Consider the following 24,772-nt stretch of genomic DNA (forward strand, 5'->3'; position numbering starts at 1 on the left):
AATGTTAGTCTCATCAGGATTAAAAGTTCCGTCTATCTTCTCCAACAGGCAAAATAGTTTTATGTTGATGTGTATTTCAATAGCTTAGTTAATCCTGAAAATCATTTCAATTAACTTAGAAGCCCTGTATTCTTAGTACATCGATTGTGGCTCTCATCACAAGAAAAGGATAAATAGCATCAGCAGGAGGATTATAAGGCAAAGGAGCTACATAAGGGACTCCCGTACCAGTATTTATGGCTTCGAAAGCCACACATAAAGTTGTTTCTTGCGTAAAATTAAGGAACATCGAAGCACCCGGTTGATCTATGCCATAGATACAATAAAAAAGTTCGGGCGTATAGACATTTCCTGTAGCCGGATCCATTCTATACAGATATACTTTGACATATTCATTAAATTCAGCCAAATTATTAGATGCAGAAATATAGGTAAGATTATTAGAGAGAGAAATTAAATATCGTCCCGGTGGGATAGTTAGAGAAGAAGTTCCGTCAGTTTTCAGTTCAAGTTGATTAAATCTGAAAGTGGCGATAGTTTGTACCTTATAAATATTTCCAGATGGTATAGTAAGGAATGGGCTTTCAACAACGAATTCACTACTAAAGTCGCCCAGAGAGAAAGATTGCCAAGATGCATTTCCATTGGCATCAGTCATCAAAATTTTCTCAAGGGCAGCTCCCTGACGCAAGCGAAATTGCCCATCAACCTCCACTTTTACACCTGTAGTAATATCCGATGGAGAAGTTGTGCCAATACCAAGTCTACCGTCACTCATTACAACTACATCATCAGTCGTATTTGTGGTATTGTCAGCAGATGTATTTCCCTGTGAATCAATATGCAGAGTTGTTCCGGTTTTAGGCGTTTTTGTATTGATTCCAATCTGTTGACTGAAACTGTTTGTAGAAAAGAAGAGTGCTGTGGAAAATAAAAAAAATGATATAGCTCTCATAATAGTTTTAATTAAAAAGAAGGTTACCTAACAAATTAAAATCTAAAGTATAGCGATATTGTGCTGTATTAGCTGTCGTATTTGGCCAATAGTAAACATTTGTAGGGCGATTTTCCCAGTTGAGAGAAAGATTAACACCGGTAGGAGTATTTACAAGTAAAAGGAAGATTACTCCACTGAGGAATTCAGCGTAAGATACATGCCAATACAAGGTATTTCCAACATATATATATAATGTACAAAGTTCAGATTTACCTACAATATCCCCATTTAATACGACAAAATAATTTCCTTGAGGTATATGTACACCATTTGAGATTGCTGTGAGTCCTATAGCATCCCCCGGGAGGATAAACGATCCGGTGTATGGGTATGTTGTATTTTGAAATGGAGCAGTCAGTTGTACTTGTCCAGTATTCTGAAATGTAAAATTGACGGCTCCACTGGTACCGGCATCATGAGATGTAATCGTTCCGTTACTTTCGAGAAAATCTCGGTTCGAAAGCCTCCATGAACCATACTTTCCTTTTACAGATACGTTGCCATTCCAACTTGCCAGCCCATTAGCATCACTCATAAGTATTTTACCGTTGGCTTGAGACCCATCTTTTATTTGTATTTTACCATTAACCGTTAACTTCCTGTCCGGATTTATAGTCGCTATACCTACATTGCCTTCACTCGTAACGACAACATCATTTGCTTGTTGGATGTCTGTGACCGGATTTGTATTATCTCCCATACCATCAATATGCAAAACTTGTAGTGGATTTTCTGTTAAAATGCCAATTTGAGCTACAATTGAGACCGAAAATATGAAGAGTAAAAGAGTCCAATATACTTTATTCATGGTGTGAGTCAAAATTAGTTATTGAGTTTAATGAATCTTATTTTAAAAATAAAACTACTCGTACCCGGAAGTTGATATCGGGTGTATCCCGGAACAGTTTGATATGCTACAGCTACGTGTAGTGCTGTTGTCGAAGCCGTAAAGTTGTACATAAAGGCTGCGCCAGTAAGTTTTTCTTTGTAATATATCTGGTAGATTCTTTGAGAATCGGCATTGGCCGTGTTAAGCCCTGTTAAAAGTTCAATCCTACCGTATTCCGTTTTATTAAGTTGTTCAAGATCAATAATAATAAAATATAGCCCAGCAGGGACAATGATGTTACTATTTAAGATATTTGGATCAGTTGTATCAGTTCCAGTGGGCTTACGCAGTCCACTAATCTCACTTTCGTCCAGAAAAGATCCGCTGCCGGTTCCTCCGGTTCCTATGAGTGTATGTTTATTTGTATCGCTAAAGGTTGCTGTCCCTTCTAGCCTCCAGAAAGATGTTTTGCCATTATCTCCTACGCGTGCCCATGTACCTATCCCATTGGCATCAGACATTAATACATTACCCTGTCTTTGACTTGCGTCGCGTATAGCTATAATTCCGGCGTTTATGTCTAATTTAGTTGTTGGAGTGGTAGTACCTATTCCCATATTCCCGTTATTATCAACGATTACATCATCATTTTGTTGAGTGAGACTAGGATTTTCCACATTATCTTTCATTCCATCCACGTGGAATATTCCTTTAGGGTGTTCGGTATTGATTCCTACTTGTCCGAATATCATGAGATGGGATAAGATAAAAACGATAAAGGTAAGTTTCTTCATTATAGATTTGAGTAAAGTTACTTGCTTATAAGTAAAAGTGTTAATTCTTAGTATTTATTAATGCTCTTTATACGAGTTCTATGGAAAGTGTATCATTTTTATTGTGTATAAAAAAATAATATGATATTAATAGTGATTTTTATAACAATCTGACAATACGTATGGTTTACGAAGAGTTAATTTAAAAGGAAATATTATTTCTTAGTAATTTAAAGATGGTGGCTATTCGATAGTAGTTAATCTTTTTTGATATTAAGATACTTACTATAACTTTAAACCTTAAACGCATTAATAAGATGTCTTTTTATATTGTAAAATTAGTATATTATTCTAATATTTTACATTAGTAATAATTCTTTTTTTCTATTTCTATATTTATTTATAGTGAGTTATGTTTGTTTCCTTCTGTTTTTTTTGTAGGGAACAAATTGTGATACTTTTTATTTTGTAATTGATTAATATTGCCTTTTGTTGAGGGATGATTAACTAATATTGTTTATCTAGAATAAACAATAATTTAGACTAAAATGTAAATGTTTGGTTATAGTTGTCAACCATTAATAATTATTACAGTTAGCCTTGTAAATATAAATCTAGATAATTGTTTAATTTTTAGCCCTTCATGTTCAGTCTAATATAAGTGCGAGATTCGTATCTTTTTGTATCTGGGAATCTGAGGATACTACAAGTTTCTGTTCTACAGTTAGAGAGTGGAGGTCTACAGGGCTAACACTGAGTTTTCTGATTACGGACGGGTTCTATCCTATTCTTTATAAATAGTAAATTAGTAAATAGTTCCAGTTCCATTGTAAAGCTGCATATACCTGTTAATATAATATGTATAGAAGTTGTTCTATATAGAAAACACATTTTTAAATATGTTCATCGGTTATCCTGGGTGCGAATTCAAACAGGGTAGGAATAGTTGTATGTGAAGGATTTCCAGTAGGGTGGGGTATTTTACCGAAAAAAGAGTCTGTCTGTAAATATTTGTATATAACTACATTAGTTTTATGGGTGTCACTTTTAATGAAGGTTTGTCAAAATCCGATTTTCGAAGATTATGCAAGAAATATCCAGTTTAAGGATAGTCATAATTCAGTTGACAGGCTTTTTGTATTCCAATAATTCAGAGACTGAAATTCGATTATAATAAGAAGTAATATATGTATAAAGAAACATTCTACGAAGGGACGATCAAATTGGTTATCCTTTTTTGCATTTATACAGAATCTTATTTTCCTGTTAAATACAAACATGTATAGTGATTAAAATTTATATTAGGTTATTTAAGCAATTTTTATTTCATCGTATTATATTATGATGCTATGGGATAAAAAACATTGTTGATGTTTTTTATTTTTTTTGTGGCAAAAAAAACAACTTTCAAGTAAATTATATTTATTTCTTTTGTCAGAAGATGAGTGTGAGTATTGTAATTTGAACTTCAAGCACTAGTAGAGTAGGATATTATTATTATTTTGATGGAGTTTTATTGCAATCATATGCTGCTATTTCAGGAGTTTTTGTAAAGAAGATATAATACTTTATGATATTGCAATAGTTTTATATTTAGCGTGTTATGTGGATATTTGTACAAATACACACATGGTTGTGACTGTTCGAGAAAGGTCACAACCAGTTTTACAACTCTCATAAATCGAGTCTGGGATGAAAGGTCTACTATTGCAAATACAACTTCAAGTTATGACATGACCTCGATAACAATACCAACTAATGATATTGTTTTTTTGACAAATATGATATTGGAGGTGTTAGTACGAATACTGGTGAACAAAATAAGATAAAATTGACAGATCTCATTACAGGAAAGATTTACGAAGTAAAATTCTTTTTATTCTCGCAGGGTACTAGCAATCACTATGGTATTATAGCTTCGGAATATTAATGGTTATAGTTATATAGAAATGATAAGTTGATTTATTCGATATGTTTAGATTAAACCGTGAATATATATTACTATATACTGTTTTTTTGTGTTGTATATTCTTTAAAATATATAGTTCTTCTCCTAAATTGGTCAGATCCATGTATCTCAATTTAATTATTAATGGTCGGTATTTAAAGGTCTGTAATGAGCCTTGGTGTATGAATAAAAATATGATTTAATCTATTAGTCAAATGAAACGAATAAATTTTTTTAAGAAGGAGAGTAAGCAAGAGACGGAGTATCAGTATAATGATATTTCATTACTGACTATAAAGACAAAAATAGAAGGTTCTTTATCTTGTATGGGTGATCTACGTACTGATGCTCAGGTTGAAGGAGATGTAAACTGTCAAGGTAGACTCATTATCGGATCAACTGGGATTATTGCTGGAAAGGTTATAGGGCAAAGTGTAGATTGTTCAGGATTAATTCTGGGAGATGTATTGGCTATAAAGGAGTTAATAGTACGCTGTGACAGTCGTATTGAAGGCTCTTTAAAGACAGCTGACCTCGAAGTTGAAAAAGGGTCTAGTTTAATAGGGCATTGTAATGTTAATCCGATCTAATATGATATCATATATTTTAAGGAATGTTTAAGAAGCTAAATAAAAGGGTCTACCTAGAGAAATATAACTTCTGTAATCTTGAGCTATACTAATACAAAGATATAAGAGAATTGAACTTTGTAAGTCTGTTTCAATTCACCTTTTATCACTTATTGATTCTTAATTGAAAAAAATGAACTTGCTTTTGCTTATTTCTATTCAGTAAATATTTTAATATATAATGAAAAATACTTACATGTAGAAGCAGGGGGATTTAAAAAGGAGTTTTTATTACTGAGAATCTAATTGAGATTTGAGGAAAGTTAGATTTTAATGGTTGGAGTCTTTTTAGTTTATTTTTCTATATTCTATTTTATATTTAATTAGTATAGATCTTAGATTATATGTTAGGTCGCTACAATTGCTTTTCAAGAATTATCTAATATCATCGTAGATATTATGAAATAGAATAAATCAATAGAGTTTATATATCTACTTTTAGAATTATGATAGATTGGAAAAGTTATCTATGTATTTTCTTATTATAAAATAATGTCTTTGTCCATATTTGAAATAAGTTCTCGTTGTAAATTTAGAAATTTAGCACGTTGTATTTCACTGCTTTGGGTGATTAGTGTTGAGTATTTTTTTAGAGAATCAAGCCATCTTTTTTGGACAAAAGAAGCTTGTGAATTAGAAATGCTTATCGGGTCTGAAAAATATGACCAAAGTTGGGTATATGTTTGTCCATCATATTCAAAATAAGAAGAGTTAGATTCAATATTCAATGAAGAAAGGTATATCTGTACTTCTGAGCCAATTTGATTCACTCCTTTCTGTGTCATCTCTTCTAATAAATCTATGCATTCATATAATTCCGCTTGTATTATCCGAAGTTCAGATTCACTAATCAAATTTCTGTTGTAAAAATAACTAACATCTAGCATAGTTGATGATATGGTATTTTTGTCTATAATGATTTCTAGTTTGTTAACTCTCTGAAAATTATACTTTAATTTCTTTTGTAAGTTGAGTATCTCTTGTGGTATACTAAAATCTGAATAGTAAAAATTTAGAGGGACATCCTCTGTCTGGTGTATCCATTTGTAATAACGGAATTTAGAAATATTAGGAAACGATACTAAGAAAAGCGTGGGGAAATGATTTCCAGCCAATATAACTTTCGAATTAGTAGCTCTATGGACTTTAGATAATATCTCAATAGCTTCTGTAATAACGTCCTTAATCTGGAGTATCGGAATCGACTGATTTAGTTCATGTAAATTAAAAAATACACGTTTGCCACTACTTTGTCCTATAATCTCATCAAGAGAAATATTAAGGTGTAGTGCAATCTTGGATATCTCCTCAAATGTAAAGGGAATTTCATTTCTGACTCTTCGATAAGTAGATTCTTTAGCTAAATCAAGTAGTTCCATTAAAAAAGGAACTATATTTTTCTCTCTGGGTATATTCTTACGTATGTGATTAACTACTATTTCATTCAAAGTTTTTTTCATATAGTTACTAAGTATTAAATAAAATCTTAAATATATGTATTATCGTATAATCATGAATTTATATAGAAAGTTATAGATCTACTATGAAAGTAAAAGATTTATTTTGGCTGCATTATCTTAATAGTTGATATGATTATTTCTTTTAATATTGGGTTCTCTAATGTTATTCTTTTTTTATTAAAAATGTAACTAAAGGCTTGAAATATTAAATAATTACTTGATATTAGTAAATTTGATTTTTATTATAACAATATCATTTGTTTATTGTTTATTCCTGTGATATATTTATAATCGAATAAAATCTATGTACATCTTTTATTGAGAAAATTGAAGATTTGGATGTTGTAAGTTAGGGTGTGTATTTAATAACCATATGGATAGAAAATAAAAGAATATTTATAAGCTCTTTCTTAATGTTTCTTCATAAAATAATTATGACAATTATCTCGTACGCATATAGATATGTTGAAGGTTATGGGTTGATTTTCTGTTTTTGGAGAATTAAGCTAAAATAAAGGGTAATATTAGTTTGATAGCTGGCTAATGATGCAATTCATCATTAAACTTGGATGGTTAGATTAGAGGTAGCTATAAATAAATCCTAGAAAGAAGATTCTTCTAAGGAAAGAACTTTTTAAGATAGATACTTATTTTAGCTTATAATTTAGGAGATGGTGTATTAAAAAGTAGTGGAAGGTAATCACTACATCCTACTACTAAACGTTACATAATTTACTTTAAACAAACTTGAATGTGAAATTGTAAGTTTCAATAAAATATACTTTAAAGTATTATTATGATTGAGTCAATCGAAGATAAATTCTCTTCTTATAATATAAAAGTAAACATGAAATTTGTGTTTGTAATTTCTGTTTATGACGAAATAGAAATAAATTTATCTTAAAAATAGGCTGTTTGCTGTGTTGATTGATTAAAAAAGACATAAATAGAATGCTGTCGCTCATTTTGCTTGTGTCTGCTGTATTTGTATCTCTTTAGGGGTGGTATGCAAAATACCCAATGGGATCTTGGTATTTATATCGACTACAATTTGCAATAAACTTCTGAAAAATGGATTTATAACAAATGAGATGCTTTTTAGTCATATATATTATATAACTTTTATCTAAATAGAAGTTGATAGAGACTGTATGATAGTTTATTTATAATAAAATGCCTCTATAAAATTTAAATAAGTTTAGAGCTTAGATTTTATTGACTTATTTAGTTGATTTTTTTTTTATAGTCTATTTTTTTATTCTTGTTAACCTTTCAAGTCTATGACCTGTTGTCTTTTTCTGTTGTGTTTAGTCTATAAATAAACAAATATAGCCACTTCGTCGATATGCCTTATATATATCTTTGATGCAAGATAATTTTTAAAGTTATCTCGCTAACTAAATTTTAATAAATTTTTAACTAAAAACAACGGTTATGGTTATAAATCGGATTTGCATTCTGTTATTATTTGTTTTTTTGAGCATAAGCCTACTTGATGCTCAAGTTGGGATAAATACAGAAGATCCTAAGGTTACTTTAGATGTGGTATCAACGAGGCTAGATGCGAGTACAGCAGAAGGTATGATAGCTCCCAGGTTAACGCTAGGTCAATTAGTGTTGAAGGATGCTATGTATATGTCGGATCAAACAGGATCAATAGTGTATGTGACAAATATACTTGGTTCTACGACTGCTAAAACTCAGAAAGTGACAATGATTGGGTATTATTATTTTGATGGAGTTATATGGCAGCCATTAAACTCTAACCCTGCTTCTCGATTTTTTTATATGCCATCGGTTCCCTTTGATACAAGTGTTGATGCCACTGGTCAGATTAAAGATTTGTATAATTTGTATTATGCACAATTTACTGGTACATCAGGTCATTTTGCAAAGAGTACGAGTGCACCGGGGCAATTGCCCTATGTTCCAGTTGCTACTGATTTATATTATTATATAACAGATTATGATAATAGTGTGTTTAGTAATATAACAATTGACGATACCGGTATAATGACTTATGATGTAACTGCTTCTGCAACAGATGCAACATTTATTAATATAATTTTTGTTTTGAAGTGATATGGATATCAGGATTATTTTTTTGAGCATAAGTTTAGTACTAAACTTATGTATATTGAAATTTAAAAGAAAATAATATAATGAAAATTTTAAACTCCTATAATATAATAAGCCTATTTTCTGTTTTAATTTTCTTCTTGTTTTCGGGTATAAAGATACGAGCTCAGGCACCAGGAGGAACGAGCTATACTATTGAGGTTTGGCTTTCGGCGGATAAACTAACCGGAGATGGAAATCCTCTTCCTCTTCAAGGGCACAATGTTGTAAAATGGAGTTCGGTTATACCTGGAGGTCGAGACTATATTCAGAATACAATCTCAACAACAAGCAGCTCTCAAGCTGTTCCTACTTTTAAAAGATCTGGAGATTTGATGAATTATCAACCCGCATTATCTTTTTCGACAAGACAAGCAAAGCTTATTAATACTAACCTATTGCCGCTAACCTCCAAATCATTTTATGTATTTTATGTTTCTGAGGTTGGTTCAACATCAACGTCCGTAAATACAGTTTTTAGTTTTATATCTGGTGGAACTAGAGGGCAGACAACTCGTAATAATCTAGTAGGTTGGTACGGAGGGAATCCAAGTTTTACATTCGGTGGAACAGCTACTTCTGATAGGCGGACACACCAGGGAAATGGGTTGCAATATGGGATTAATACGACTATAATCCCTAATACAGCCAGCCTAATACCTTCTTCTTATCTGAATGGAGTTGTCAATTCAACGCCCTTTAATTCGGGTACTTTATCTCTTCCTACAAATCCTCTAACTTCTATTATAGGTTCAGTTTCAACAGAAAGTGCAACAAATGAATTTGACGGTAATATAGAGGAATTGATTATTCTTTCCGCACCTTTGGGCACAAATATTGATGCGACGGAATTACAGAAAATTAATACTTATCTGGCGGTAAAATATGGTCTAACCATAAGTGGCGATTTTATATTAAAAGATAATAGTATAATTTGGGAAAAAGGTCGATACGGAAATTATGATGGGGATGTATTCGGAGTTGGTAGGGATGATGCCTCAAGTATCTATCAGAAGCAATCTCGTAGTCAAACAAGTAAATTGGTGTCTGTTTTTTATGGCTCGAATATCTTGGATTTAAATGTTGATAACCAGTCAAATATTACCGATGGAGAGTTTGTAATGTTAGGAACTGATTTACAAGATGGAGTAACAGATTATCTATATCCAATGGGTACTACTTATTCTAATGGAGAGTCACTAACTGATGTATCTAAATCGTTGAAAAATACTATGTTGAGGGCACAGGTGAGAGGGACTACCTCTGCTACAGTAAATTTACTTTTATCTTTTGCTTCGGGATATGTTGTTGTCTCGCAAGATTCTAATTTCTTACCTGCTGATACGCGTTTATATCGAGTTGATCATGACGGGATTGCCCATGGTGTAGAATTGGGGGAGGGTGATTATATAGGTTTTGTATTAGTTGATATTGGTCCTGGAGGGGTGAGTGATGGTCTGAAACTTTGGCTTCGAGCAGATGATTCGTCAAGCATAGGACTTAGCGGAAGTAATGTTTTAGAATGGAAAGATCAAACTTATTTAGCTAATGATTATACTTATGCTGATGTTAATTATTCTGGAAAAACATACCCTCAGTATTTAACTTGTGATAATAGGATGAATTTTCATCCGGCTATACAATTTGATGTAACCTCTTATCTGGCTAGAACTATAGGACCTATGTCTTCAGATACTCCTTCTGATTTTACTTCATTTGTATCTTATTATGCAACTGCTTATGCTTCAGACGTAAGGTTATATACTCACGGGTTTGGGTCTAATAATCCAAGAGCATCTACGAGTCGTTATCCAGCAATGGGATTTGCTCCGGGCGATCAGGTCGGACGTTTGAGAAATGATGGGGTAGGTGAGACCGATGTTGATGGAACATTGCCTGGATTTCGAAGAAATACAACAGCCTTACAAATGATAAATACGCATAGTGCAGGCTCTGTTAACGGATCGGGATATGCTATTCATGATTTTGGGGGTTGGCAAGATACAAGAGTCGCCACAGGTGCTTTTGGAACAGGATTTCGTATGGCCTCGGGAGGAACTCTGGGAGGGGCTAGTATAACTAGTGGGAGTTTTCAGGGGCTGATTTCGGAGGTTTTTTTCTATGAGAGGTCTTTATCACAAGTCGAACAGAATAAAATCCGGACTTATTTAGGAATGAAATATGCTATAACTTTAGATGAAGATAAAAATAATATCAATTTAAACTATGATTACATCTTATCGGATGGTACTGTTGTTTGGAAAGGTAATTCGGAACCCAATAAATATTTTCATAATAATGTTGCTGGCTTGGTTCATGATAAAGGTTCAAATATGTTTATAAATAAGGCTCGATCTTCAGCTAGTGGTGCAGTCGTAACTATGATGATTTCTGGGCATTCTGAATGTGGGCAAGGGGCTGAGAGTTTATTGTCAAACCCCTATAGTGGTCTTTTTTGGGGGAATAATAATGATCCTACACTAGTTACTATAACTTCAGATGAATGTTTTGAGTTTACGGATATTTTAGCTAAAACTTGGTTGGTTCAGAAGAGCAATTTAGATGGTAATTTGGATGTTGTTATTCGTTTGGGAAGGGATGTTGAATCAGATCTTAATCAATATATAAACAGTGGTTATCAGGCATATCTTCTGATTGCTGATAATGCAAGTGATATTGTAAATAAATCATGGAACCAGGCTATTCCAAGTTCTTTTATAGATGGAGAGCATGAATTTAAATATACATTTGAGGATGATGGTCAAGAATATAAGTATTTTTCGTTTGCATTTAAGTTTGTTGGAGCTCAATGTGAGACCTGTGATTTCAGGGGTGAAGATTATTTAGCTTTTGATAGGAGCAATATGGGGCGTAGTATAATTGTTAGTTCACCGGCTGCTCCTAAAATTTATTCGGCTCATACTAAAAATGGGAATCTTACTATGAATTTGACGATGGCGATAACATCTGGAGTTACACGTATGCAAATAATACCTCCGGCAAATGGATCAACTCGTCCTGTAAATCTAAGATCTAGTGGTGCTGCAAATGCAATATCTCGGATTATCTATGACTTGGATCAGCCAGCTGATGTTTCATTTGCAATTGGAGATATTGATCAATATGAAACAGTTCAAGTATATGGATATTGTAGTGGAGTACAAGTGTATCCTACTTATGTGTATCCGGCGGCAGGGTCAGGTGTTAATGTGGTACATACCTTTACCATAGATAAAACTTATGCTAAAGTGACAGGTAATGGTATGCAATCAGCTGGTCGTAATAATCTTAGAGGCAAAGTCTTTTTTGAGTTTGGTGTATCTGTTGAGCAGATTGTTATAGAGTTTTCGAATATAAGAAGTGGTGCTCGATGGTTAGATTTGTACCCGATGTCATTTTCGTGTCCTCAGCCTTTACCTTTACCTAATGAAGCTGGTTATGCTTTTCAAAAAAGAGGTAACGATATTGCTAATGTATGTGATCTTATTGATTATTCTTTCATAATAATGAACTCAAATGGAAATTGTGATACTAGCCGGGTTGCATTTAAAGATGTTTTGCCTGATGGAATGTTTTGGGTGCCAAATTCATTATCATTTGATGATAGTTTGCTTGATAGAACAGCAGTTCCGGCAGGTGAGGAAAATATAATAATTAATGGTAGAACTCTTGAAATAAGAGGCATACTTCCAGGTAATGGCTCTCGGGTTCCATTGAGGGCTCAAGCTGCATTTGAAGATGATGCACCAGTTGGAATGACTTATTATAATCAGGCTGAGATCACTTATAAAAGAAGAGATAATGGAATCGAAGAAACCCTTGAAAGTACAGATGCTTATTATATTAGTGGGACTGATAAGCGTACGGCAACAGAAGTATTGAATGCGCCTCGAGATTTTAAATATGTGAATACAAGTATGGCTTTGAGACCTTCGGCTTGTTATAAGGAGAATAATGAGATATTAGTGACTTTAACTATCGACAATCCGAATCCGATATCGATAAGTAATATGTTTCTGGAAGTCTATTATAATGAAAATTTTCATTTGGTTCCCGGTTCTTTAAAAATAAATGGTGCTACCCCAGGTTCTGGCGTAGATATATCAATTGAGGTATACGATGATGGTGCAGGAGGTACCGAGGCTTGTCCGGGTATGAGTTTTATTGAAAATTTCACATTAGCATCTAATAGTCAGACTACTCTTTCTTATATAATTAAAGCTCCAGCTTTGGGGGATTTAACTATCATCGACACTGTTGACGGTCAAAATATCTATGAAATAATGGGTCTCGGTTATAGTTTGGATACCGATATGAGTGGAAGTAGTTGTTTGGAAAATGCATTCCTAAATGCCTTTGAAGATGACGAACTTCCTTACTGTACTAATAGCAGCAGTAAATCATATATTATAAGTAATAAGAATGTAACCTCTAAAATTCGGAGATAGAGTAGGGATTATATTATGTAGTTTTATATTTTGTAATTGAATGTTGTATTCCTTCTCCATATTTTGATGGAGAAGGAATATTTTTAATACTCCCTCTCTAATAATAACCTGATATTGTTATCGGGTATATTCAATTTATGTAATATTTCAATACGTCTCGTCTATTAAGAGAGAATACAATTATTTTTTTTAAAGTCAATGAATAATTTATTCTGACTCGATTATCCAGCAGTTGCTATCTATTAAAGAGAGCTTATCAGGCTCAGCGCTTGTATACTCTAAGAAAAAATGATCAATCTTGGGACTATCTCCGTTAAAGATATAGGTCATCGTATCCGGATCAGTGCAATTCTCTTTCATTTTTATGAGTTTTCTCAATTCCATCACCCGTATAAATTTTCAATGTAGTCTCTATTCCACGATAGTCGGCACAAGGTAATATCTCATACAGCTAAAAAATATTTTCTTATTTTGATATAGATCACGTAATATGCTTATTAGGAACTTGTTTTTGTCTGAAGTTGTCTGTGGTGGTTAGTTCCTTGTCTGTGATTAAGATTTGTATATGCTTGTATCATATTTGATAATAGAAAATAGGATTTTGTTTTGATATGATTAAAATATATTATTTAAACCGAATTTACTCTTTATCTTTTCATTTTTATCGTGTTAGAAGATAAAAAAAATACTATTTATGACAGATCTTGATTGTGATTTGTCATAAATAGTATTTATATATTATATGTTTAATCCTTTATTTTGCAATAAATAAAAACACTAAATAATTATGAGAATATTGGTCTTAATGGCATTGATGCTTTTAGTTTGTAGAGCACAGGCTCAAGTAGGAGTGAACACCGAAAACCCCATGGCTACAATAGATGTTGTAGCTACAAAAACAGATAATACGACAGCCGAAGGGATAATTGCCCCCCGATTGAAACGAAGCGAAGTTATAGCAAAAGATGCAAAATATACTACCGATCAAACAGGTACTATTGTTTATGTGACAGATGTTTCGGGAACAATTACCCCAAAAACAGCTAATATAGATAAAATAGGATATTATTATTTTGACGGAGTTTTATGGCAACCGTTTACCAGTACATCAGGTGGTAGTACCAATGATTGGACACTTACCGGAAATGCGGGAACATCACCTAGTACGAATTTTTTGGGAACAACAGATAATACAGATTTGGTCTTTAAAACAAATGCGACAGGGCGTATGATTGTTTCTGCATCTGGAAATGTAGGTATAGAAACTTCATCCCCTCATTCTTCTGCATCTTTGGATTTGAATGCTACAAACAAAGGATTCCTTATGCCAAGGGTCGCTCTCAATTCGATAGATGATGCTATCACTATTCCTAGTCCGGCCACAGGCTTGCAAGTTTTCAACACAGCCTTAAGCTCGGGTTTGACTCAGAATGCGATTTATTATAATTCGGGAACAGAATTAGCACCTATTTGGACTTTGTTACAACCATATACTGCTACAGAGGGAGTTTCTGTAAAGAAAATATTATACACTACGCCATTGGGAGTAGCACCAGATTTAGGACATTATGTAGAAATCGGTCCGTATAGATTTTCAATGGATGCTTCAGGTCCACAAATAGGGATGAGGGTCCCTCTTGCAACGTCAACTAGCCTTACCGCTCTTATATACCAGGTTTGGGATGAAAAGCCTACTCTTGCAAATACAACTACCACTTCAAGTTATGATATGACTTCAGTAACAATGCCGGCTAACGATATTACTTCTTGGGTAAGTTTTGGTATTGGGGGTGTTAGTGCGACTACCGGTGAACAAAATGAGATAAAGTTGACAGATCCTGTTACAGGAAAGATTTACGAAATAAAATTCCTTTTACTTCAGCAGGCTCCTAACAATCACTATGGTATTCTAGCTTCAGAGTATTAATAGTTGTAGGGAAATGATAAGTTTGAGATATTTAGATTAAATCACTAGCTAGCCGTATATAGTTTAATAACTGTATACGGCTATTTTGTATGATATATAATTTAATATTAGAGTTTTAACTTATTGAAGTTAAGCTGAATTAATTGAATTGTTTCTTATTGTATTTATTTCAAGTTTATTAAAAGCCTTGTATTCAGTGTATCGATTGTTGTTCTCATAGCCAGAATAGGATAGATTATATGTAATGCCGTGAAGCTAGGTAAGGAATTTACTGCCTGTATTATGGGTTCAAAGTAATATATAAATAAAGTTGATTCTTGCATAAATTCAATATAGAAGTGTCGATTTTATATTATTTCTGAATTTTATTCATAATCCTAAAATAGAAATCCTAATATAAGTTTATAATAAAGCTGAAGATTTCTATTAACACCAACTATTGATATCGTTGGCTACTCTGATTCTAATTGTTTTAACAGGTATTTATTATCAAATATATAATCAAAAAACATGGTGAACTCAATAAGGATGTTCTCGGGAATTTTATTCTCTCCGATATCCCCCAATAAAAATGATATAAAAATTGAAGATATTGCTCATGCATTATCATTGCTGACTAGGGCTAATGGTCATTTTCCGGAATTTTATTCAGTAGCTCAACACTCCATTGCCTGTTGCAAAGAAGCCATTGCACGCAATTATGGGAAAAAAGTAGCTATTGCTTGTCTCCTTCATGATGCAGGAGAGGCGTATATGTCAGATATTACTAGACCTTTAAAAAAACATCTGGAATTCTATATAAAAACAGAGGCTCATCTATTAGAACTTATTTATTCGATTTTTATAGAAGAACCTTTGACTGACAAAGAGATAAATGAGATAAAGTTGATTGACGATTTGATGTTATACCATGAATTCTTACATTTTATGAAAGTTGAGGTTGTGCCTTTCTCCGAAGACTTGATCACCAATCCAGATTTTAAGTTTGTTCAATTCGATATTGTAGAAACTGAATTTAAGGATATATTTCAACATCTGATGATCATCTGAGAGTATAGCTTAGAGAATGAAAATAGGATTTGCTCCAATATAAGCAGATATTAAAAAGCGATAGGAATTTTCCTATCGCTTTTTTACACACACACATTTTACACATTTACAAACACTAGATAATTCTATTTAATGTTTTTCAAAAATATACTATTCTATAAACTATTGGGTAAATATATATGTGTATTTTATGATGGATAATATCTAGTAAGTAGTAAGAAAACTCTTGGTTGTATCTAAAATAGTGTAAGTCGAATTGATTAAATTGGGTATACTATATTCTTTTTTATTAAAAGTATAATTGTGTGAACTTACTTGGTCTATAAATCTAATTTTTTTTTGATAAAAATAGATTTGTGTGTATTTTTCTGAGGATATAAATGATGGGTGTATCATAATAAGTCTAAATGGTGAGTTTGTTTCTCTTTTGTTTTAAATATGTGTCAATTTAGGGTTATTGTATTCTTGTTATTGTGGCAATATTGACACATATATATATGTTAATATCATAATTATTGAAGATTACGTTCTTAACTATTCTTTCTTTTGTATCGAAATAATTAATCGTTAATAGTTTTTAATAATATTGAAATTATTGATATTCTTACACTCGACATTGAGATGGCTTAATTTGTCTTTTTTGTTATTTGTAAGAGGAGAGGAGTGAAAATTAGATATGAAAAAAAGACTAAATGAAATAGTCGTCAATAATGTGCGTAAACATATGCCAGCGGGCAAAAGTGTGGTTTCTTTTTTAATGGATTTGCTTGATTTAGCTAAGGAATCTACTTATCGAAGAATCAGAAATGAAATTCCCTTTACATTTGAGGAGATATTCAAAATTGCACTATATTTCAATATTTCATTGGATGAGATTGTCGGACAAGGTAGTAACAATAGGCGAGTATTTTTTAATTTACGTGAATGTGAATCTACGAATTCGATTCTTCAATTAAAGGAGGTTATGTTAGAGATTATAGATATTTTACATAAGGTTCGTCATGCAAATAATTCAAAAGTTATATTGGCTGGTAATCATTTTCCTATGATTTTTTCTCTTACATTTCCAAATATTACTAAATTCCGTTACTACAAATGGGTACATCAGGTTGAAAATGTTCCTCTAAATTTTTACTATTCAGATTTCAGTATACCACAGGAAATATTCAACTTACAAAAGGAATTAAAGTATAACTTTCAGAAAGTGAAAAAACTGAAGATTCTTCTAGATAAGAATGTTATATTGTCAATCGTTATGGATGCTAATTATTTTTATAAGAGGAATTTGATTAGTGAATCTGAGTTACGAGTTATACAGTCTGAATTATATGAATGCGTAGATATGGTGGAAGAAATGACTCGAAAAGGGGTGACTCAAGAAGGATCAGAAGTCTTAATTTATCTTTCTCATTTGAATATTGAGTCGAATGGCTCATATTTTGAATATGACGATGAGGCTTGTTCTCAGCTTTGGTCTTATTTTTCAGTACCGATAAGTATTTCTAATCCTCAGGCATCTTTCGCGCATAAGAAGTGGCTTGATTCTCTAAAAAAATACTCAACACTTATCACTCAAAGTGGAGAGATACAACGTTCAGAGTTCTTAAATTGGCAACGAGAGATTATATCTAAAATAGATATAGATCTTTTGTGGAAGAAATAATATGATGGAGGAATTTGGCGATTTTTCAAGAAAAAAATATAAGATCTTTTTTCTATATAATAGGAGATTTAATGTACTTAATTTAAGGTAATGGGTAGCCAGTTGGTCCTTTAGAGTGGTTTTAAACATATATAAATTTATTATTAAATGAAGTTATTCTAAAATATTAGAATAGGATTATCAAACGGGGGAGATTACATTGATATTTTATCAATTATTTAATAATACCAACTTTACTTTTTCTATTATCTTCTTAAAATGTGTAGTGATTATACATCTTAAGAGACTCCCCTGAGTTGATTTTTTATAAATAGTTATGTATAAAAAATATTTTACTAATGTTTAAAGGTATATGTTTCTTTAGTTTGAGTATATTTTTACTCGTGATAGGTTTTCAAGTGAATTCATTGAATGCTATTTTTCCTCTAGAATCAAAGGAATCTACTGTATCATCAGTTGGTTTTCCTGCTCCTCATCGGGGATGGGCTGGAAGTAATATTTATTGGAATGGAAGTAATTTGACATTTGATGATATTGGTGTTGTTTCTCATGCGGACTATCAAGGAGTTTATTTCCAATGGGGTAGTTTATGGGGAATCTCCTCTAGTGAAACTTATAATATTAATACCAGTTCTCTCTATCCTCCTACTGGAGGAATTCAGATTGGGGGCGTGGCGTGGGATTCTATTCCTAGAATAAATGATGTGTTGGTCGTTGCTCCTACACTTCCTTATGAAAAAAACATGCGTGATTATTCTTACTTAGAAATTGTTCATGAGCCCTCTCTGGGTATTGGAGATATTTGTCGTTATCTGACTGAGCAGGGGTTGGCTCCTGGTTCTCCTTTAAAGAAATGGCGTATGCCTACGAGTAAAGAATTTGATTTATTAGTTGACTCTAAGGCGCAAGGAGTTTTTGGTTTCCAAATGCCAATACAGGATGATGGAAGTGATCTTTTCAATATGGGGTATAATTATGGCGCTGTTTTTTTTCCAGCTTCGGGCTATCGGTATAAAAAAGATGGATATTTGACAAATTTGGGGAATTATGGGTTTTACTGGTCTTCTTCAATAGAAGATGGGACTGGACGTTTTCTTTATTTTAACAGTAATAATGTATTTCCTGATAATAATTATATCCAATCAAGTGCTTTGTCGGTTCGTTGTGTCTTGGAATGATTTATTGGATTTTGATTTTAGAAAGTATTGTAAAATAATGCGGGCGAAAAAATAAAGAATAAATTCTATTGTTATTTTTTCTACATATAATATTTTAAATTTACTTCAGAGTAATCGAGTTAACCATACGTTTTATTCGATTTTAGATATGTTTGGTTTTGAAAGAGTTCTTTTACTAGAATTATTTGGGCTCTAAACTGTGTATTTGTAGAATTATGCATCTTTTTGATTGTTATTAATTAAATTAATAGGATTTTATGAAAACATTTTTTTATTTTATCCGTCATGTATCTATAGGTGGCTATATTGTAGGTATTAATACCGAATCCTCAAGCTACATTCGATATAAATAGCAGTCTTAGGGGTTGGTACGGCTCTTCCTGTAAGTGAAAGTATTGCGTTATCGTAAAATAGAACTATAAATTGATTGAGCTGACTTTAATGAAATATAGTTATAATTGAAAAATGTTGAATTAAACACTTTAGTTTACTTATCTCGATAAAGTATGAAATAATATTAAAGACAGTTTTGGTTTATATTAATTTTAGATGTTTAGGTTATGTTTTTACTTTTTATCTGTCTCCAATACTTTATATAAAAGTAAGTAAAGGAGACAGATAAAAAAAGTAATTTAATTTTTAGTGAAATTATATTTTATGGAACTTCTTTTCTTGGCGGATTGAAAATAATATTTTTGAAAGAAATAGCAGTAAGAAGGAGGTATCGTAATATTATTTAGCTATATAGATAGCTTGATAAGGTTGTAATAGAGTGTATCGCTCTTTTTTGGGGGATTAGTTTATTTCGGAGTAATTAAACGTAAAAGTGTTTAAATTGAATTTCTCATAAGTCATTATCTGAATAAACAGAAAGAATAACAAAAACCTTCTATATTGTATGAAAGATGTGTGTTAGGATTCTTTATTGATGATCAATTAGTGGAGATATAAGAGTATGATAATGATATCTTATTTCTATCTGTACTTATTCAGTGGTTGCGAACCTATGACTATAACTATTTTCTTGCCGCAATTATGTAAAGCTTTACTTATGGTTTTATCTTAGTTCTATAACTAAAAATCAAGATAGAGAGAATAATGAAGAAGGGTTTCTCATAATACTTTTCTTTTTTATATATGCATTCTAAAGTTTAGTCTGTCTCTTTTTCTGAGTGCTTAATCTTATAAAGAGTCTCTTATTGTGATATATTAATTTGGCTTTAGACATAAATAGCATCTTTAATCTTATATTCAATGCTTTCCTTTGTATAGATACATTTTTGATTGATGGGAAAGATTTTCCTTTTATTACTATTATTCATGCATGATGATACTAGGTACTATATTAAAATGTGGAATGTTTGTTGTTTACAACTTTATTTTTATAATTTTCATATATAATAAAATTATGCTATATCAAGTAGTAGTACGTAGTGATTACATGCTACTGTTTTTTTAGATTTGATTTATCAAACTCTAGTTTTTTTGAATATAAAAGAGATATATTATTATGCTTTTCTCCGTTGTTGCTAGTTTTTGATAACATTTGAAACGTGTTAATAATATCTCTACTTACTAATGATGAAAAATGAACTAATAAAAAATATCATGTATAATTTATTCTATAACACTGAGTGTTTGCGCACAAGTTGATGCAAATATAACAAATCTGAATGAATCCTCTATTTCTGATGTAACTTTGGGAAGTAGAGATATAACGCTTCTCCGTGTAGATCGTGTAGACCTAATTTCAGAAACCTTAGATATTGGTAATATTTCGGGGGTAAGACTTGAGAAGGCTTTGATGATATGGAAGTAACATTGTTTTCAATCTAAGAATTTATTAGTTTGTATTGAAGAGGTCGATTTTTCACATTTAAATGAAGCTAATATTGATCAGATCGAAGCATTGTTGAAATCAGATCGGATATTTGCAGAGTATTAATACACTAATCGTATTTTTTAATTTATAAAATTTTGTTTTGGTCATTAATATATATTCTTTAGCTGTTCTGGGATATCTTCATGTGTAATTTACCCTAAATTGTTGTCGTTTTTATCTTGGGGTATTTTATTAAATATTTCCCTCCAGTGCAGCTATATTTAATAGTATTATGTAGTGATACATGATACTATTTTTTTGTTAAGACAGGTCGTAACTCTAAATGCAACAGAAAAGTCATAATTCTTCTTTTTTTTGCATATGTTGGATATGGAAATTCATATAGCTCTTTTATATAGTATTTAATATTAAAAGAAACTCTTCTTGTGATAAATTAAATTTGAGATAAACATAAACATGTGTCTGATATTCATCTAGAATGAGTTTATTTATATATGATATAAGTTGTTTAAATTAAATATAATAATGTGTTTCTCGATCATTACTATTGTAATGATAACAGCTGAATATCTGTCCATAATATCTCCACTTGTTAATAGAAAATGAATTACTAATATACTAATAGAAATGAAAAAATTATTATTGTTAATGTTATCCTCTCTAAGTTTAAGTGTTTGGTCTCAGGTTGGTATAAACACAACATCTCCAGACGAATCTTCAATTTTAGATATAAGTTCGGGGAACAAGGGTATGTTACTTCCACGTGTAGATCTAACTTCAGAAACTTTAGATCTTGATGGTATCCCAGGTCAAGCCCTTGGACTTATGGTATTTAATATAGGATCAACATTTGCTGGAGGGCTGTATTATTGGGATGGATTGGCATGGAAAAGCTATGAAGGTACACTTGGTGGTGTTCCTGAGATATCGGAACTTCAATGTGCTTCGGCTATTTTGGAAGGAGGTTCATTTAAGGCTGGCATTCCCTATTCAGGAATAGTCCGTGTTCCATACAGAGGAGGAAATGGACGAAAATATGGAGCTGGTACACCTATTTCTGCGACCTCGACATGGAATTCTGGAATGACTATCGTATTGCAGTCTGGTAAATTGGAAGAGGGGGGCGGTTATTTGACCTATAACATAACAGGTACTCCGGATGCTAGTTCTCCTATAGGAGCAACTTTTCCGATAACTTTTCCGGGACCAGGAGGTACAATATTGAGTTGTGATGTAACAGTTGGGGAACAAATCAATGCAGACATTTCAAGTATTGCCGTAATGGAATATATGGTTTTTGGAACGGATCCTAATGGTACAAAAGGGTTTTATGTAATGATTAATACTCCAGATGGAAAATATTCATTAAGAGCTTTCTTATTACATTCAAATCCATCTGCTGGTACCGCTACCAATAATACCAGACAAGTTCAATATACAGATATTCAGATTCGAAATAATTCGAGTTCTCCAACAACTATAATGTGGAATATGTTAGGGTCTTATGGTGGAGGAACAATACATGGGTCAGGTAATACATTGACAGCACCATCTCTAGAATGGGGGGGAGGCTCAGCCAATACATGGGCTACTCAGGGACCAACTAATACTCGGGTAAATTGGGCTAATGAAGGAATTTATCAAGCTTCTAACAATGGACCTGAGTTTCGGTATTATTCATGGATAGATACCTCAACGAGTACTAAGACTGCTTATATTTTGAGTGTTATGGCTGGTAGTCCAGCTGGACAAAATACATCTAATGCATCTCAAATGAAAGTTTATCTTAAGATTGATCAAATTACGGCTCCATAATTGTTTAAAGGAAAAAATGTTATATTTTTTCAGATGCTATTTTATTATTGGATATTTCATATTGATCAGAGAATGGATAGACTATAACTTATTGTCGTTTATCTTGGGGATATAATATTTTCTCTTGGTATAGCTATATTTAATAGTATTATGTAGTGATACATGATACTATTTTTTTGTTAATATGGAGGGAATAATGCTAATAAAAAATTAGCCAATACCTTTTCGTGTACTTATATTATCTATAGATTTTTGTTATGCATTTTATTGAGTGTCGAATATGAAAAAAAACTCTCTTTTTGTGATCTGTTAAATCTTATAATGGATATAATAGATGTTGAATTTTCATCTAAAATACATTCTTTCATATATATATTATCTGTTCAGATTAAACAGTCAAATTCTATCATATATAATAGTGTATCGTGATTTTATGCTATTGCTTTTATGATCTTGATCCATTAACATAATTCAAGAATGCATATATAGAGAAGTAACTAACTAAGCTAACCAAATGAAAATAAAAAAAACGTGAAAAGGATTATTTTATTATTAACAAGTATTTTATCAATTGAGGGATCCCACACTCAGGTGGGAATAAATACGACAAACCCATTTAGGGTCTTTCATATTGATCCTAGAATGAATACCAATGGAACATTATCACCGCCAATCAACGATAGCGATGATGTAATTGTAAACAAAGATGGATGGTTGGGTATCGGAACCACCAATCCTACGGCAGCTTTGGATTTGAGGGGAAATATCCGGATTAATGATGGGACTCAAAGCTCAGGAAGTATCTTTACCACTGATGGAACTGGGCTGGGATATTGGGATTCTGACTTTATACTTAAAATTCTAGAACGGTCTGTTTCCGAAGGTCTATTATTGGGAGTAGGCTGGAGTACCATTAGTTACCTGCCTATAACAATAACTGAGGGTAAATGGTTGCTGAGTGCCAGAGTTGTTACCGTAATACATGTTCGTCCACCTTTTTACATGGATGCAAATATATGATATAAGAGCAGCAACACTTAATATTGGAGGAGTGCGTCTGTCCTTCGATTCATCTTTGTATTCTTGTATTACCACAAATAACAGGTAGTGTGATAATGGGATATGTAAGGGTGTGATATTATAATGGAATAATGATTCATACAAAAAATGACTTGTCGAGGAGATATTTTGGATGTTTATTATATTGGACGGCTGATTAATGAAGTCTTATGGCTGCGAATTATAGATGAGATTGTAGTCATAGGATTGAATTATCAGGAATATACCTTGGGAGTAAACCCACCTAGTATGACTTCCCTTTACTATAAAGGTATTTTTAAGTATAGCCCCCGTAATTATAAAGTGGGCTTTATTTGCCAAGTCATAATCTCCTCATTGATTATTTGTATATAGCATAAAACAGTAAAGGGATAAGGTGTTTATTTTTAAATGTTTACTTTTTTTTGGTGCTCGGCTGGGGGAATAATTATATCTCATAAAGAAATTCCTATTACTGATGTAGTAGATATTGCTCTAAAAATTGAGTATATTCCATCATTTTAACAATAAAACTTATTGAAGTTATCCAGACTTTTCCAATTTAATGGATTTATGCTATAAAGATTCTCTTTGTCGTTTTGAACGAAGTGAATTGAAAATCGACGGAGTTAAAAATCTCTTGAGAAAAGAGTTGTTTCGTTCCCCGACATGACAGAATGATAGAAAAAATAAAAAGGCTGGCAACCTTTATTTATTCTTAATATTAACCCCAAAAAAGAAAGTTATGGAAAGACTGATTGACACAAAATTATTTAGCCATCTGGAGAAGATGAACGGAGCTTTTAATCCCGATGAGCCTGACATTGCTCTTTTGTACAACGACTTCGTGCGCACGGTGACATTAATTTGCACCTCAGACCGGGGGAATGTGCCTGCTTATTTTACAATGCATTACACCCGTCTGGAATTGGAAGGATTTCAAATTTTATTAAACGATGAGGGGACGGGGGAAAAATGTCCCAATCCTGTATTGTATTACCCGCTGCCTGTCGTACCTGTCTGTAGCCCTGCAATGGGCAGAATGTAACCCTGAAC

General features: G+C 32.3%; 14 protein-coding genes. 10 read left to right on the plus strand and 4 right to left on the minus strand.

Annotation, left to right across the window (positions count from 1 at the left end; genetic code table 11):
* Positions 1 to 115: 115 nt before the first annotated feature.
* From IR022_RS14345 to IR022_RS14355, 3 genes are read right to left on the minus strand one after another with little or no spacing between them, the layout of a single operon-like run.
* Positions 116 to 955, minus strand: a complete 840-nt coding sequence (locus IR022_RS14345; RefSeq protein WP_194204232.1) for a hypothetical protein — start codon at positions 953 to 955, stop codon at positions 116 to 118.
* 7 nt (positions 956 to 962) lie between these two features.
* Positions 963 to 1,805: a hypothetical protein gene (locus IR022_RS14350; protein ID WP_194204233.1), complete on the minus strand. Its 843-nt coding sequence runs from the start codon at positions 1,803 to 1,805 to the stop codon at positions 963 to 965.
* 14 nt (positions 1,806 to 1,819) lie between these two features.
* A complete protein-coding gene (locus IR022_RS14355) occupies positions 1,820 to 2,620 on the minus strand; it encodes a hypothetical protein (protein WP_194204234.1) in 801 nt (266 codons plus the stop codon).
* Positions 2,621 to 4,762: 2,142 nt separating this feature from the next.
* On the opposite strand from IR022_RS14355, the gene IR022_RS14360 reads away from it, so the two are divergent.
* Positions 4,763 to 5,137: a polymer-forming cytoskeletal protein gene (locus IR022_RS14360; RefSeq protein WP_194204235.1), complete on the plus strand. Its 375-nt coding sequence runs from the start codon at positions 4,763 to 4,765 to the stop codon at positions 5,135 to 5,137.
* Positions 5,138 to 5,658: 521 nt separating this feature from the next.
* Here the strand turns inward: IR022_RS14360 and IR022_RS14365 are convergent.
* Complete coding sequence (locus IR022_RS14365; RefSeq protein ID WP_194204236.1) at positions 5,659 to 6,636, minus strand: helix-turn-helix domain-containing protein; 978 nt, start codon at positions 6,634 to 6,636, stop codon at positions 5,659 to 5,661.
* Between the two features lie 1,434 nt (positions 6,637 to 8,070).
* Here IR022_RS14365 and IR022_RS14370 point away from each other — a divergent pair.
* The 9 genes from IR022_RS14370 (at position 8,071) to IR022_RS14410 (ending at position 24,764) form a co-directional block, all read left to right on the plus strand.
* Entirely contained in the window at positions 8,071 to 8,718 is a 648-nt protein-coding gene (locus tag IR022_RS14370; RefSeq protein ID WP_194204237.1) for a hypothetical protein, read from the plus strand.
* Between the two features lie 80 nt (positions 8,719 to 8,798).
* Positions 8,799 to 13,202 (plus strand): hypothetical protein, encoded by a 4,404-nt coding sequence (locus IR022_RS14375; RefSeq protein WP_194204238.1) that lies wholly within the window; start codon positions 8,799 to 8,801, stop codon positions 13,200 to 13,202.
* A gap of 787 nt (positions 13,203 to 13,989) precedes the next feature.
* Positions 13,990 to 15,129: a hypothetical protein gene (locus IR022_RS14380; RefSeq protein ID WP_194204239.1), complete on the plus strand. Its 1,140-nt coding sequence runs from the start codon at positions 13,990 to 13,992 to the stop codon at positions 15,127 to 15,129.
* 510 nt (positions 15,130 to 15,639) lie between these two features.
* The gene (locus IR022_RS14385) at positions 15,640 to 16,179 is read left to right on the plus strand and encodes a phosphohydrolase (protein ID WP_194204240.1); all 540 of its coding nucleotides are present in this window, start codon (positions 15,640 to 15,642) and stop codon (positions 16,177 to 16,179) included.
* 676 nt (positions 16,180 to 16,855) lie between these two features.
* A complete protein-coding gene (locus tag IR022_RS14390) occupies positions 16,856 to 17,842 on the plus strand; it encodes a helix-turn-helix domain-containing protein (RefSeq protein ID WP_194204241.1) in 987 nt (328 codons plus the stop codon).
* Positions 17,843 to 18,180: 338 nt separating this feature from the next.
* Positions 18,181 to 19,020 (plus strand): hypothetical protein, encoded by an 840-nt coding sequence (locus IR022_RS14395; RefSeq protein ID WP_194204242.1) that lies wholly within the window; start codon positions 18,181 to 18,183, stop codon positions 19,018 to 19,020.
* Positions 19,021 to 21,490: 2,470 nt separating this feature from the next.
* Positions 21,491 to 22,678 (plus strand): hypothetical protein, encoded by a 1,188-nt coding sequence (locus IR022_RS14400; RefSeq protein WP_194204243.1) that lies wholly within the window; start codon positions 21,491 to 21,493, stop codon positions 22,676 to 22,678.
* Between the two features lie 531 nt (positions 22,679 to 23,209).
* Entirely contained in the window at positions 23,210 to 23,698 is a 489-nt protein-coding gene (locus IR022_RS14405; protein WP_194204244.1) for a hypothetical protein, read from the plus strand.
* Between the two features lie 763 nt (positions 23,699 to 24,461).
* On the plus strand, positions 24,462 to 24,764 hold the full coding sequence (locus tag IR022_RS14410; protein WP_194204245.1) for a hypothetical protein: 303 nt from the start codon (positions 24,462 to 24,464) through the stop codon (positions 24,762 to 24,764).
* Positions 24,765 to 24,772: the final 8 nt, after the last annotated feature.

It is taken from the genome of Dysgonomonas sp. GY617 (assembly GCF_015233815.1).
Lineage (GTDB): Bacteria > Bacteroidota > Bacteroidia > Bacteroidales > Dysgonomonadaceae > Dysgonomonas_A.